The organism is Actinomyces urinae, assembly GCF_900119695.1.
Taxonomy (GTDB): domain Bacteria; phylum Actinomycetota; class Actinomycetes; order Actinomycetales; family Actinomycetaceae; genus Gleimia; species Gleimia urinae.
The window spans coordinates 870,336-884,608 of record NZ_LT632547.1 but is presented as its reverse complement, the minus strand read 5'-3'; the positions used below and the strand labels follow the sequence as shown (position 1 = coordinate 884,608).

Below are 14,273 nucleotides of genomic sequence, written 5' to 3'. Positions count from 1 at the left end.
AAGAATGCAAATTTGGTAAAACTTATATGAGTAGCAACGAGCGGGAGGAACACGTGGAGCTGGCTGACGCGTCCGACTTCAGTGCTGATGTCGTCGTTGTGGGCGCAGGCCCTGCAGGTTCTGCAACGTCTTATTATTTGGCGCGGGCGGGGCTTGACGTTGCTCTATTAGAAAAATCCACGTTCCCTCGCGACAAGGTTTGTGGTGATGGCTTGACGCCGGCTGCGGTCGCTGAGGTGCAACTAATGGGGGTTGACACCGACGGGTGGCAGCGCAACAAGGGCCTCAATGTAATTGGTGGAGGCCACTCTATTTATTTGCCGTGGCCAGAAACGAAGTCGGCTCCTAACTTCGGTATGGCGCGTGCCCGCATGCAGTTGGATGAGGATTTGGCGCGCCGCGCCGAGTCCGCGGGGGTCCGCTTGTACGAGGGCTTCAACGTTACGGGCGCCCTCCAAACTCCTGCTGGCCGCGTGTGCGGCGTAACCGCGAAGGCCGGCAAGGGCAAAGATGCTCGGGAAATCGAGTTCCACGCGAAGGTTGTTGTTGAAGCCGGTGGCGTGGCTGCTCGCCTCGCCACATCTCTCGGCATTGAAAAGATAGAGAACCGTCCGCTGGGTGTGGCAGCTCGCGCATACTTTAAGTCGCCAAAGGGTGATGCTGAGTGGATGGATTCACACCTTGAGCTATGGAGCGGCAAGCGCGGCGAATCTGATCTTCTGCCCGGCTACGGCTGGCTGTTCCCGCTGGGTGATGGCGTTGTGAACGTTGGGCTCGGCTCCGTTTCTTCCACGTCGAAGGCAACTAAGTTGCCGTATCGCGAGATCTTCAAGACCTGGATTGGGAACCTACCCGAAGAGTGGGAGATGACCGAAGAGAACCAGATCGGTCAGCTTCGTTCCGCTGCTTTGCCAATGTCGTTCAACCGCAAGCCCCACTACCGCGATGGCCTCGTAATCGTTGGTGACGCGGGCGGCATGGTCTCCGCTTTTGATGGCGAGGGTATCGCCCCTGCTATGAGGGCGGGGCGCTACGCTGCAGAATCCATTGTTTCTGCGCTAAGCCGCACCTCGGATGCGGGTTTTGATCGCGCGATGGAAACGTACACGGAGGCGTTGAGAGCAGACTGGGGCGGCTACTACCAGCTGGGCCGCGTGTTTGTGAAGCTGATCGAGAACCCGAAGATCATGCACGCCTGCACAAAGTATGGCCTGCCGCGTCCTCGGCTCATGAAACTCGTTCACAAACTCCTTTCGGACGGCTTTGAGCGTTCGGGCGGAGAGTGGGATGACAAGCTGATAACGGCTCTTGCGAAGGTGGTTCCAAAGGTATGATTAAGCGTTTGGTATCCCCAGCAAAATCTACAAAGAATGATCTGTTAACCGCCAGGTTGGAGGCATAGTGAGCAATCCGTATATCCCGATATTGATCATGGCTGCGATGGCAGTCTTGGTCGCACTCGGTGGCCTGGGAGCCTCCGCGATCCTGGGACCCGTTAACAAGAACAAGGTCAAGTCCAGTAACTACGAGTGCGGCGTGGACCCGATCCATCATGACGCTGATGTCGGCCGTTTCCCCGTGAAGTACTACCTGGTGGCTATGACGTTCATTGTTTTCGACATCGAGGTTGTCTTCCTATACCCGTGGGCTGTGACCTTCGGGAAGCTTGGTCTGTTTGGCCTCGTTGTCATGTTTACGTTCATCGCGCTGATCACGGTTCCATTCATTTATGAGTGGCGCCGCGGCGGCCTGGATTGGGACTGATAGGAGGGAGTAGTAAATGGGTATCGAAGATAGTCTTCCTGCAGGCGTTGGTCTAGCCTCCATTGAGGCGGTTCTAGATCTTGCCCGTAAGCACTCTCAGTGGCCTGTAACTATGGGTCTGGCATGCTGCTCCATTGAGATGATGGCTGCGGGCACGCCGCGTTTCGACATGGCTCGTTTTGGTTTGGAAGTGTTCCGCGCATCGCCGCGCCATGCTGACCTCATGATTGTGTCTGGCCGTTTGTCGCACAAGATGGCTCCGATTGTTCGCCGCGTTTATGACTCGATGCCAGAGCCCAAGTGGGTAATTTCGATGGGTGCCTGCGCGTCCACGGGCGGCATGTTCAACAACTACGCGGTTGTGCAGGGCTGTGACCACGTTGTTCCGGTTGATGTTTATTTGCCGGGATGCCCGCCGCGTCCAGAGGCTTTGATCAACGCAATCATGGTGCTTCGTGAGCAGATCGGTAAGGAGCCGGTTGGTGCTCACCGTATTGAGGTTGCGCGTAAAGCGGAAGAAGCTGCTCTTGCAGCTACTCCAACTCATCTGATGAAGGGACTGCTTGCATGAGCGACAACTCTCCATCCTCGAAGAAGTTCGGCGAGGTAGCCGAGCAGGTCAGTCCGGTTCGCGGCGGAGCGGCTCCTGAGACTGTTGACGTCCGTCACGGTCAGTGGGGCGTTCGCGGTTCTGGCGATACCACCGGTTTTGGTGGCCTCACGCGCACGGTTGATCTTCCCGGTGAATCGGCTCGTCCCTACGGCGGTTGGTTTGACTCTGTTGTGGACATTCTGGAAGAGCTCATCAAGGATGCCGGCATTGAGGTCAAAGACGTAATTGAGCGCGTGGTTGTAGACCGCGATGAGCTTACGATCTTTATAACCCGCGAGCACATTCTGCAGGTTTGCCGTTGGCTGCGTGACGATCAGGATCTGCGCTTCGAGCTGTGTCTGGGCGTTTCCGGTGTGCACTACCCGCACGCGGTGGGCCGCGAACTGCACGCTGTCTACCACCTACTCTCGGTGACGCATAACCGCTTGCTCCGCCTAGAGGTAACCGCTCCGGATTCGGATCCGAAGATCCCGTCCGTCGTTTCGATCTACCCCGGTAATGACTGGCATGAGCGCGAAACGTGGGACTTGTTCGGCATCGTATTCACCGGTCACCCCGGCCTTACTCGTACTGCTCTACCCGATGACTGGGTAGGCCATCCGCAGCGCAAGGATTACCCGCTGGGTGGTATTCCGGTCGAATACAAGGGAGCTACAGTTCCGCCGCCAGACACTCGGAGGTCGTACAACTAATGAATAACGAAAAACCGGTATTTTACGCAACGCCCGGTGGACTCGATATCGACGATATTCCTGAGGTTCTAGCAAGCGGCGGCGACTGGGAAGATGTTCTTTCTGAAATTGAGCGTCTTTCTAACGAGCGCATCGTTGTTAACCTCGGTCCGATTCACCCGTCCACGCACGGCGTGCTCCGTGTGATCCTCGAGATCGATGGTGAGACTGTGCGCGAGTCCCGTCTGAATACGGGCTACCTGCATACGGGTATTGAGAAGAATATGGAGTACCGCACGTGGACGCAGGGCGTAACGTTCTGTACGCGTATGGACTACGTGGCTCCACTGTTCAATGAGGCTGTTTACGTGCAGGCCGTGGAGAAGCTCCTCGGTATTACCGACGAGGTTCCCCAGCGCGCTAACTGGATCCGCATTCTGCTGATGGAGTTGAACCGTATTGGTTCGCACCTGGTGGCAATCGGCTCCGGTGGTAACGAGCTGGGCGCAACCACGATGATGACGATCGCCTTTAGAGGCCGTGAGAACGTGCTCCGTATTTTTGAGCGCATCACGGGTCTGCGTATGAACCATGCGTTTATGCGTCCGGGCGGTGTGGCTCAGGATCTGCCGACGGGCACAACGGATTACATTCGCGAGCTCCTTCCTAACTTGCGCAACGACATTGGCGAGTTGCAGGATCTCACGCAGGAAAACCCGATCTTCAAGCTTCGTCACATTGATGTGGGCTACATGTCGCTTGCCTCGATGATGGCGCTTGGCATGACTGGCCCGTGCTTGCGCGCTGCTGGCCTCCCGCTCGATTTACGTAAGACGCAGCCGTACTTCGGTTACGACCAGCTTGAGTTTGACGTTCCAGTTCGGGACAAGTCTGACGCGTACAACCGCGTGCAGGTACGCTTCGACGAGTGCTACCAGTCGCTACGAATCATTAACCAAGTTCTCGACAAGCTCGATGAGTGCGAGGGCGATCCGGTTATGGTGCAGGATCCGGCAATCAAGTGGCCGGCGCAAATGTCGATTGGTTCGGATGGTCAGGGTAACTCGCTGGCGCACATTCGCGAGATCATGGGTGAGTCCATGGAGTCTCTCATTCACCACTTCAAGCTTGTAACCGAGGGCTTCAAGGTTCCGGCCGGCCAGGCGTATGGAATGGTGGAACACGCTAAGGGCGTTATTGGCGCTCACGTTGTTTCGGACGGCGGTACGCGCCCGTACCGCGCGCACTTCCGCGACCCGTCGTTCTCTAACTTGCAGTCGTTTGCGATGATGACTGAGGGCGGTCAGCTTGCTGACGTCGTCGTGTCGCTCGCTTCGATTGACCCGGTACTGGGAGGTGTTGATCGCTGATGTACAGCGACGAAGTTTTGGAGCGCCTGCGCGCTGATGCCGCTGCGATTATGGCGCGCTACCCGAAGGGCCACGAACGTTCGGCACTTTTGCCCATGCTGCACTTGGTGCAGTCAGTGGACGGCTACATTTCTGCTGATGGCGTGGCTTTTTGCGCTGAGACTCTGGGGATTACTCGCCCGGAGGTTTCTGCTGTTGCCACGTTCTACACGCAGTACAAGCGCCACCCCAACGGTGAATACAACGTGGGCGTGTGCACGAACGCCCTGTGCGCTGTGATGGGAGGGGACCAGATTTGGGAGGCCGTTTCCGGTCATCTCGGAGTGGGCCACGACGAAACCACGGCGGATGGCAAGATCACGCTGGAGCGCCTTGAGTGCAACGCAGCTTGTGACTACGCGCCCGTGGTGATGGTCAACTGGGAGTTTTTCGACAACCAGACGCCAGAATCAACGATCGCCCTAGTGGATGATATTGAGGCCGGCCGCCCGATCAAGTCCACGCGCGGTCCTGAGCAGGTGCCCACGTTCAAGGAAATCTCTAGGCTCCTAGCCGGTTTTGAAGATGGCCTCGTTGATGAGGGCCCGTCTGCTGGACCGGCGTCACTACGCGGTTTGAAGATCGCGAAGGAGAAGGGCTGGGTGGCTCCTGAAGCTACTGGCACGACCCCGCAGGTTGAGGAGGGCAACTAATGAGTGAAGTAACGTTCTCCAAGCCGGGCATGCTCACGCCGATCGTTTCGCGCGGTTGGGACGAGGAACGTTCATGGACGCTTGAGTCGTACCGCTCGCGCGGTGGCTACAAGGGTCTTGAGCGCGCCCTCTCGATGGATCCGGCTGACATTACGAATGCGGTGAAGACGGCTGGCCTTCGCGGGCGTGGCGGCGCTGGCTTCCCAACGGGTCTTAAGTGGTCATTCCTCCCTCCTGACGATGGCGGCCCCCGCTACCTCGTTGTGAATGCGGATGAGTCCGAGCCGGGAACCTGTAAGGATATGCCGCTACTGATGGCCAACCCGCACGTTTTGATTGAGGGTATGGCAATCACGTCTCGCGCGATTCGCTGTGAGCACGCGTTTATCTACCTGCGTGGTGAGGTCGCCCACGTTTACCGTCGCCTTCTTGCCGCGGTGCGTGAGGCCGAAGAGGCCGGCATTATCGGCCAGGGTCGTGGGCCCGCAGGGGACTTCAACCTCCGTATCACGGTGCACGCTGGTGCGGGCGCTTACATTTGTGGTGAGGAAACCGCGCTTCTCGATTCCCTCGAGGGCCGTCGCGGTCACCCGCGCCTAAAGCCTCCGTTCCCCGCTGTTGAGGGCCTTTACGCCCGCCCCACCGTTGTGAATAACGTTGAGTCGATCTCGTCCGTGGCCGGTATTTTCCAGCACGATGATGGTTGGTTTAATGCGATGGGTACTGAGAAGTCGGCCGGCCACGGCCTCTTCTCCGTGTCTGGTCACGTGAATAATCCGGGCCAGTTCGAAGCTCCGCTCGGTATCACGATGCGTGAGCTGATCGAGATGGCTGGCGGTATTCGTGACGGTCACAAACTGAAGTTCTGGACGCCCGGTGGCTCTTCCACCCCGATCTTTACCGAGAAGGAACTGGACATTCCGCTTGACTACGAGTCGGTGGGAGCTGCGGGCTCAATGCTTGCAACCCGCGCACTCCAGGTGTTTGACGAAACCACTTCGGTGGTTCGCGTGGTGACCCGCTGGACGGAGTTCTACCAGCACGAATCGTGCGGTAAGTGCACGCCGTGCCGCGAGGGCACCTACTGGATGAAGCAGATCCTGCTGCGTCTTGAAGAGGGTAGGGGACTTCCCGGTGACGTGGACAAACTTTTGGAGATTTCCGGAAATATTGCGGGCCGCTCGTTCTGCGCCCTCGGCGATGCTTCGGCAGCTCCCGTCCAGTCTGGTATCGCGCATTTCCGCGAAGAGTTCGAAGCCGGCCTTACAACGCCCGCGCGCGAACTATTCCCGTATGAAGCGTCCGCCCACTTTGCTAAAGGAGGTGCCCGATGAGTGAGGAGTTGGTAACTCTCACTATCGACGACACTGAGGTGTCCGTCCCGAAGGGTACGCTTATCATCCGCGCTGCCGAGCAGGTCGGTATCCGCATACCGCGTTTTTGCGATCATCCGCTTTTGGCTCCGGCTGGCGCGTGCCGCCAGTGTTTGGTTGAGGTAGCGGCGCCTGATCGCTCCGGCGAGTTGCGTCCCTTCCCTAAGCCGCAGGCCTCGTGCACGATGACGGTCATGCCCGGCATGGTGGTAAAAACTCAGCGCACGTCCGAGGTAGCCGAGAAGGCCCAGAAGGGTGTGATGGAGTTCCTCCTGATCAACCACCCGCTGGACTGCCCGATCTGTGACAAGGGCGGCGAATGCCCGCTACAGAACCAGGCAATGTCCGAGGGCCGTGAGATTTCGCGTTTCGATGATGCCAAGCGCACGTTCGTGAAGCCAATCAAGCTGTCGACTCAGATCGCGCTTGACCGGGAGCGTTGCATCCTGTGTCAGCGCTGCACGCGTTTTTCGAAGCAGATTGCGGGCGACGCCTTCATTGACCTGCAGGGTCGCGGCGGCGGCACCGCTCCAACCGAGGACCACCAGTTCATGGGGGAGCAGGTTGGACGCTTTGACACTGCCGTCCTCGGCTTCCATAGCGATGCTTCGAACACCAATAGTGACGAAGGTTTTGCTGGCCCGTTTGGTAACCCCGGTTACGAGTCGGGCCTAAACGCCGGCCCGGTTGGCGCCGCGGAAGCCGACACATCCGGGCGCCCATTCGCCTCCTACTTCTCGGGTAACACCATTCAGATCTGCCCGGTGGGTGCGCTCACGTCCACCTCGTACCGTTTCAGGGGACGTCCGTTCGACCTCGTATCGACGCCGTCCGTCTCTCCGCACGACGCCTCTGGCGCCGCAACGCGTATCGACATTCGCCGCGGTGAGGTTGTTCGCGTTCTGGCGGGTGAGGACGCTGACGTCAATGAAGAGTGGATCACCGACAAGGATCGCTTCGCATTCACCTGGAGCACCGGCGCAGATCGCCTGACCGCTCCGCTGGTTCGCGAGGACGGCAAGCTCGTTCCCACCTCTTGGGAGGATGCGCTTGACCGCGCGGCTCGCGGCTTGAAGGAAGCCCGTGAAGCCGGCAAGACGGTACTTTTGCCCGGTGGCCGCCTCACGGTTGAAGACGGCTACGCGTGGTCTAAGTTCGCGCGCATCGTCATGAACACCAACCAGGTTGATGGCCGCGTACGCGCCACCTCGCTTGAGGAAACGAAGTTCCTTGGCACGCGCGTTGCCGGCACTGGCCTGGGCATGACCTACAAGGATCTTGAGAAGGCCGGCCGCGTTCTCATCGTTGGCCTCGAGGCCGAAGATGAAGCTGGAAATGTTTTCTTGCGGTTGCGCAAGGGCGCACTGGCCGGTTCCGTTAAGGTTTCCGTGGTCGCTCCGATGACCACCCCTTCCACTCGCAAGATGAACGCCGATCTTCTTCGCGCAGCTCCCGGCACTGAACCCGAGGTGCTCGACGCAGTAAGCGGCGACCTCGCAACTGAACTTGCAAATGGTGTGATCGTTGTTGGCGAACGCGCCGTGGAGATTCCCGGCCTTTACACCGCCGTTGCCCGCCTCGCGGACCGCACGGGTGCACGCATCGCGTGGATCCCACGCCGTGCCGGCGAACGAGGTGGCCTAGAGGTTGGCTTGAACCCGAACCTGCTTCCATTTGGCCGCTGTGCAGCGGACGCCGGTGCCCGCATCGACATGGAAGCTGTGTGGGGAGCCAAACTTCCGTCGGATCCAACCAAGTGCACGGTAGACATTCTGGCCGAGGCCGCAACTGATCCTCGTTCAGCGATGATCCTTGGCGGCGTTGACTCGCGCGACGTAACTGACCCGGAGAACCTGAAGTCCGCGATTGAAAAGTCCGGATTTGTGGTTGCTTTGGAAGTTCGCCGCACAGATCTGACCGAAATGGCAGACGTTGTGTTCCCCGTTGCGCCGGTCACCGAAAAGAACGGCACATTCATCAACTGGGAAGGCCGCCTACGCCCCTTTGGCCAGGCCCTTGCAACCCGCGCGCTAACCGACCGCGAAGTGCTACACCGCCTCGCAGGCCTGATGGGCGTGAACCTGGGCGTTGAAACCCTGAAGGACACGCACGCCGAAATCAACGAGCTCATGGAATGGGATGGCTCGCGCATCGACAGCCCGGCAATCTCGCCCGCCCCCGTGCAGGCACCCGGCGCTGGCAATGCCGTCCTCGCCACCCACAAGCTCATGCTCGACGAAGGCCGGATGCAAGACTTCGCTCCTGAGCTGGCCGGCACTGCCCGCCGATCCGTTGCCCGCATGAGCGTAGCAACCATGCAGGCAATCGGCGTAGCCGAAGGCGACCTCGTAAATGTTTCGACGTCACGAGGCACGATCACCCTTCCGGTTGCTGTGACTGACCTACCCGAGGACGTTGTGTGGCTGCCCGAATGTTCGGCAGGCTCGCACGTTCATGAAACTCTCGGCGCCAAAAATGGTTCCGTTGTATCCATCGCAGCCAATACGGAGGTGAACCGGTGAGTACTCTTGCGCTAACTCTTACGCCGTTTGCTCCACCGACAACCGCGCCGGCTGACTTCAGCGAAGAGACGTGGTGGCTGAGCCTACTTAAGGCCCTGTTCATCGTGCTATTCCTGATCATGTCAGTGATCATGGCGCTCTGGGTTGAACGACGTGGTCTTGGTCGTATGCAAACGCGTCCCGGCCCGAATGTTGCAGGCCCGCTCGGCTTGTTCCAAGCATTCGCGGACGCCGTGAAGCTCCTGTTCAAGGAGGACATTTGGACGGACAAGGCAGAGAAGTTCATCTACTTCGTTGCCCCCGCTATTTCCGCGTTCTCCGCATTCATGGTGCTAGCGGTCATCCCCATGGGCCCGAACGTGAACATGTTCGGCCGCTCCACGCCTCTGCAGATGGCTGACACCCCAATCGCGATCCTCTACATCCTCGCGATCGCATCGATCGGTCTTTACGGCACGGTCCTAGGCGGCTGGTCAACGCGTTCCACCCTGCCGCTCCTCGGCTCGGTCCGCGCTGCCGCGCAGGTCATCTCCTACGAACTTGCGATGGGCCTCTCGCTCGTGTCCGTCTTCCTCGTGGTCGGCTCCATGTCTACCTCAGAAATCGTTGCTGCACAGCACAGCGTTTGGTGGGCATTTGCCCTCCTGCCCGCGTTCATCGTCTACTTCATCTCGATGGTGGGCGAAGTAAACCGCCTCCCGTTTGACCTTCCGGAAGCAGAAGGTGAACTCGTTGCCGGTCACATGACCGAATACTCGTCGATGAAGTTCGGCTGGTACTACCTGTCCGAATACATCAACATGTTCAACGTGTCCGCTGTTGCAACCACGGTGTTCCTCGGCGGCTGGCATGCACCGTTTGGTCTGTCTTACGTTCCATTTATCGACTTCAACTCCGGCTGGTGGGGCTTCCTGTGGTTCAACCTGAAGATGTGGCTCTTCTTCTTTAGCATGGTCTGGATCCGCGGTACGCTCCTGCGTTTCCGCTACGACCAGTTCATGAAGCTCGGATGGAAGATCCTGATCCCAACCTCCCTCGTCTGGCTGGTTCTTGTTGCAACGCTGCAGGGCGTGCGCATGTGGGTAACGGATTCGCTCCTCGCAATCACGGGCGGAATCGTGGCGGTGTTCCTCGTTGTCATGATCATCCTGTGGCTGTTTGATCGCCCCGAGCCTGAAGTCAAGGCGGACGAGGAGTTTGACCCGTTCGCGGGCGGCTACCCGGTACCGCCTCTACCCGGCCAGCAGCTCCCCCCGTCCCCACGGGCGGGTTTGGTGCCGGCCGCCACCGCCGCAACTGATCAGAAGGAAGTGCGCGATGAGTAAAGACAAGAACGAAGAGATGCTCTACGAGCACGATCCGAAGGGCTTCTGGGGCAACCTGTTCGCCCCGGTGGCAGGTTTTGGCGTAACCATCTCATCGATGTTCCGCCCGGTAGTTACGGAGCAGTACCCGTTTGAGGGTCCCTTCGTGCAGCCGCGCTTCCACGGCCGCCACCAGCTGAACCGCTACGCGGACGGCCTCGAAAAGTGCATTGGCTGCGAGCTTTGCGCATGGGCATGTCCAGCGGACGCGATCCTCGTCGAGGCGGCCAATAACACTCCACAGGCCCAGTACGCTCCGGGTGAGCGCTTTGGGCGCGTCTACCAGGTCAACTACCTGCGTTGCATTTTCTGTGGATTGTGCATCGAGGCGTGCCCCACGCGCGCCCTCACGATGGGTAATGATTTCGAACTTGCCGACTACCACCGCCGCGACCTGATCTTCGAGAAGGATCAGATCCTCGCGCCGATGGAAGAAGGCATGCTTGCCGCTCCGCACCCGATGGTGGAGGGGCTCTCCGATGGTGACTACTACCGCGGCGCCGTAACCGGCCCAACCAAGGCGCAGGTTGAATGGGTGCGTGAACACCGCCCAGACGATCCAACCCTGGAGGCCGCTGCGCAGGCCGCAGAAAAGAACGAAATGGCTCTCGCTAGCTTGGAATCCGAAGGAGGCGAGAGTAAGTGAACCCGACCCCAATTGATGCAGTAGCCACGATCGGCACCGGTGAGACAGTCCTCTTCTGGATCACCGCCGCAATCATGGTTCTCGGCGCCCTGGGTGTCCTCTTCTTCAAGAAGGCGGCCTACGCGGCGTTGTCGATGGTGCTGGTCATGCTTGGCCTCTCCGTCCTCTACTTCGCGCAGGGAGCGCCCTTCATGGGTGTTGTTCAGGTCGTGGTCTACACGGGCGCGATCATGATGCTGTTCCTGTTCGTCCTCATGATGATTGGCCTGCAGGCAACGGATAACTACCAGAACCAAAGACGAGGCAACATTGTCCTCGCTGTGATTGGCGCCGGCGCCATGGCGTTCGCCCTCTCCGCAGTGGTTTGGAAGGCAAATCTCCCGGCGGTCAAGGAGTTCGGGGTTGATCCCTACTCGAACGCTCCGGTTGAGAATCTGGCACTTGCCCTGTTCTCCAACTACTGGTTCTCGATGGAACTCGCCGGTGCGCTACTGATCACCGCAGCCGTTGGCGCGGTCCTCCTAACGCATGGCGATCGCCTCTCCCCGAAGCGCACGCAAAAGCAGGTAGTTGACGCGAAGATGTCCGCTTACGCAGAAACCGGCCGCCACATCGGCCAGTACACTGCGCCCGGTGTGTTCGCTCGCTCCACCGCATTTGACGTCGGTGCTATTTCCGGTGAGACCCACAAGCCGGTTGAAGAATCGATCCCGCGCGTTGTGCGTGTGCGCGGTCTTGACCGCTCGCTCGGTTCGCTCGATCCGGAACTCGCGCGTTCGCTCGGAGAGCAAGCCCTGGGCAAGCAGCCGGAGCACCCGTACCACGGCGTCGCCGCCACCCAGAGCGTAGAGCATGCGCGCACGTGGGGCATGGCCGGCGAGGAAGCCCCGGACGGTCTCCTCCAGTACGAGGCCCGCCCCGAAATCGAAGCCGGCGAGCCCGAAGTTAAGGAGGATGAGCAGTGAGCATCTCGTACTACATCATCTTGGCAATGATCCTCTTCTCGATCGGCGCCGCAGTGGTAATGATTCGCCGCTCCGCAGTGATCTCACTGATGGGGGTTGAGCTGATGCTGAACTCCGCGAACCTCACCCTCATCACTTTTGCCCGCATTTACGGTGATTTCACCGGCCAGGTGATGGCGTTCTTCGTCATGATCGTTGCCGCCGCCGAGGTCGTGGTTGGCCTCGCAATCATCGTGTCCATCTTCCGATCTCGTCGCACCACCTCGGTCGATGAGGTCAACCTACTGAAGCACTGAGGGAGGAAAGGTGAACTACTCCATGCTTCTTCCCCAGGCACCCGTTGAGGCCGCAGCGGTCTCCGGCGTAGCATCACTGGGCTGGTTGATGATCGCGATCCCACTCGCGGTTTCTATCCTTCTGCTCCTACTGGGGCGCGTGTCTGACAGGTGGGGCCACTGGCTTGCCGTCCTCGCATCCTGGTCCTCGTTCGGCATCGGCCTCGCCATCATCATTCAGATGCTCGGCGTGGCCCCCTCCGAACGCTCGATGGAGATGAACCTATTCGAGTGGATCCCAGCTGGCGACTTCACGGTAAACTTCGGGCTTCTCATGGACCCGCTGTCGATGACGTTCGTCATGCTGGTCACGTTCGTTGGCTCGCTCATCCACGTGTACTCGATTGCGTACATGGAACACGACAAAGACCGCCGCAGGTTCTTTGCCTACCTGAACTTCTTTATCGCGGCCATGCTGATCCTCGTGCTCGGCAATTCTTACGCGATCCTGTTCGTCGGTTGGGAAGGCGTCGGCTTGGCCTCCTACCTGCTGATCGGCTTCTGGAACTACGTTCCCGAATACGCCACGGCAGCTAAGAAGGCGTTCGTCATGAACCGTGTTGGTGACATGGGCTTGCTGGCGGCCATGATGGTCATGTTCGCCCAGTTCAGCTCTGTGGACTTCCGCACGGTAGCGGCCGAGGTAACTGGCGCATCGCAGGGCGCGGCAACTCTGATCGGCCTGTTCCTGCTTCTTGCCGCAACCGGTAAGTCCGCACAGTTCCCGTTGCAAGCCTGGTTGGGCGACGCCATGGCCGGCCCCACGCCGGTCTCCGCCCTCATCCACGCGGCAACGATGGTTACCGCTGGCGTCTACCTGATCGTGCGCTCCGGCGCCGTCTATGTGCAAGCCCCGATTGCCGCAACCGTAGTGGCAATCGTAGGTGCAATCACCCTCCTGTTCGGAGCGATCATCGGTACCGCGAAGGATGACATCAAGAAGGTGCTTGCGGCATCCACGATGTCCCAAATCGGGTACATGATGCTCGGTGCAGGCCTAGGCCCAATCGGCTGGGCGTTCGCGATCTTCCACCTGTTCACCCACGGCTTCTTCAAGGCGCTCATGTTCCTTGGTGCCGGTTCGGTGATGCACGCGATGGACAACCAGGTGAACATGCGTAACTTCGGTGCCCTGAAGGGAGCCATGAAGATCACGTGGATCACCTTCATGATGGGCTGGCTCGCAATCCTTGGCGTACCGCCATTCTCCGGCTTCTGGTCAAAGGATCCGATTATCGAGGCAGCTTTCGCGGCCAGTAACTTCGGCAACATTGAGGCCTCTTGGCCCGGCTGGATCTTTGGCACGGTTGCCCTGGTTGGTGCGGGAATCACCGCGTTCTACATGTCTCGCCTGTTCTTCATGACGTTCCACGGCAAGGCCCGCTGGACCAAGACGATGGCGGGGGAGCCCATCCAGCCGCACGAGTCATCGCCGCTCATGACGGTTCCGATGATTATCCTCGCGGTTGGAGCAGTGTTCCTCGGCGGCCTCCTCACGATCAACTCGACGTTCGTTACCTGGCTTGAGCCGGTCACTGGAGAGACAGTGCACGCAGAGCCAGTACTACCGGTTATTGCAATCCAGGTGCTCGTCCTCCTCGTCGTGATTATCGGCGCGCTGTACGCCTGGAAGAAGTACGGACGTGAAGAGGTATCGCAGGCCGTGCCCGCAGCGGGAGCCCTGGTTCACGCGGCACGCAACGACCTGTACCAGGATCAACTCAACGAAGGCCTGTTCATGGTTCCCGGCCAGGCGCTCATGCGCGGCGTGACCGCGGCAGATCACTCCTTCGTAGACGGCATCGTCCGCGGTCTTGCAAAACTTGCGGCTGGCACCGGACGGGCCATATCGAAGGCACAAACCGGCTATGTCCGCTCCTACGCGGCGTACGTGTCAGGTGGCGTTCTACTAGCTCTAGTCGTCATTTTGGCAACGCGGATTTAAGAGCGGAGGAAAC

Annotated in this window: 13 protein-coding genes; all 13 read left to right on the top strand. The window is 59.4% G+C overall.

Features of this window, described 5'->3' with window-relative positions; genetic code table 11:
• Nucleotides 1–26: 26 nt before the first annotated feature.
• The 13 genes from BQ7114_RS05385 to nuoL all read left to right on the top strand — a co-directional run bounded on the left by BQ7114_RS05385 (nucleotide 27) and on the right by nuoL (nucleotide 14,260).
• Nucleotides 27–1,334: a geranylgeranyl reductase family protein gene (locus BQ7114_RS05385; RefSeq protein ID WP_072344833.1), complete on the top strand. Its 1,308-nt coding sequence runs from the start codon at nucleotides 27–29 to the stop codon at nucleotides 1,332–1,334.
• A 67-nt stretch (nucleotides 1,335–1,401) separates the two neighbouring features.
• The gene (locus BQ7114_RS05380; protein WP_072342923.1) at nucleotides 1,402–1,764 is read left to right on the top strand and encodes an NADH-quinone oxidoreductase subunit A; all 363 of its coding nucleotides are present in this window, start codon (nucleotides 1,402–1,404) and stop codon (nucleotides 1,762–1,764) included.
• Nucleotides 1,765–1,780: 16 nt separating this feature from the next.
• Entirely contained in the window at nucleotides 1,781–2,335 is a 555-nt protein-coding gene (locus BQ7114_RS05375) for an NADH-quinone oxidoreductase subunit B (protein ID WP_034507127.1), read from the top strand.
• A complete protein-coding gene (locus tag BQ7114_RS05370) occupies nucleotides 2,332–3,069 on the top strand; it encodes an NADH-quinone oxidoreductase subunit C (protein ID WP_072342920.1) in 738 nt (245 codons plus the stop codon). Before BQ7114_RS05375 ends, BQ7114_RS05370 begins: the two co-directional genes overlap by 4 nt.
• Nucleotides 3,069–4,418: an NADH-quinone oxidoreductase subunit D gene (locus tag BQ7114_RS05365; protein WP_072342917.1), complete on the top strand. Its 1,350-nt coding sequence runs from the start codon at nucleotides 3,069–3,071 to the stop codon at nucleotides 4,416–4,418. Before BQ7114_RS05370 ends, BQ7114_RS05365 begins: the two co-directional genes overlap by 1 nt.
• The gene (gene nuoE / locus BQ7114_RS05360) at nucleotides 4,418–5,110 is read left to right on the top strand and encodes an NADH-quinone oxidoreductase subunit NuoE (protein WP_072342915.1); all 693 of its coding nucleotides are present in this window, start codon (nucleotides 4,418–4,420) and stop codon (nucleotides 5,108–5,110) included. The genes BQ7114_RS05365 and nuoE overlap by 1 nt, the downstream gene beginning before the upstream one ends.
• Entirely contained in the window at nucleotides 5,110–6,444 is a 1,335-nt protein-coding gene (nuoF, locus tag BQ7114_RS05355; RefSeq protein ID WP_072342912.1) for an NADH-quinone oxidoreductase subunit NuoF, read from the top strand. The genes nuoE and nuoF overlap by 1 nt, the downstream gene beginning before the upstream one ends.
• A complete protein-coding gene (locus tag BQ7114_RS05350) occupies nucleotides 6,441–9,005 on the top strand; it encodes an NADH-quinone oxidoreductase subunit G (protein ID WP_072342909.1) in 2,565 nt (854 codons plus the stop codon). Before nuoF ends, BQ7114_RS05350 begins: the two co-directional genes overlap by 4 nt.
• Nucleotides 9,002–10,330: an NADH-quinone oxidoreductase subunit NuoH gene (gene nuoH, locus BQ7114_RS05345; protein ID WP_034507110.1), complete on the top strand. Its 1,329-nt coding sequence runs from the start codon at nucleotides 9,002–9,004 to the stop codon at nucleotides 10,328–10,330. The genes BQ7114_RS05350 and nuoH overlap by 4 nt, the downstream gene beginning before the upstream one ends.
• Nucleotides 10,323–11,015, top strand: coding sequence for an NADH-quinone oxidoreductase subunit NuoI (gene nuoI, locus BQ7114_RS05340; protein WP_072342906.1), 693 nt, complete (start codon nucleotides 10,323–10,325; stop codon nucleotides 11,013–11,015). Before nuoH ends, nuoI begins: the two co-directional genes overlap by 8 nt.
• Complete coding sequence (locus tag BQ7114_RS05335; protein ID WP_083431749.1) at nucleotides 11,012–11,980, top strand: NADH-quinone oxidoreductase subunit J; 969 nt, start codon at nucleotides 11,012–11,014, stop codon at nucleotides 11,978–11,980. The genes nuoI and BQ7114_RS05335 overlap by 4 nt, the downstream gene beginning before the upstream one ends.
• A complete protein-coding gene (nuoK, locus tag BQ7114_RS05330) occupies nucleotides 11,977–12,276 on the top strand; it encodes an NADH-quinone oxidoreductase subunit NuoK (protein ID WP_072342903.1) in 300 nt (99 codons plus the stop codon). Before BQ7114_RS05335 ends, nuoK begins: the two co-directional genes overlap by 4 nt.
• A gap of 22 nt (nucleotides 12,277–12,298) precedes the next feature.
• Nucleotides 12,299–14,260: an NADH-quinone oxidoreductase subunit L gene (gene nuoL / locus BQ7114_RS05325; protein WP_072344827.1), complete on the top strand. Its 1,962-nt coding sequence runs from the start codon at nucleotides 12,299–12,301 to the stop codon at nucleotides 14,258–14,260.
• Nucleotides 14,261–14,273: the final 13 nt, after the last annotated feature.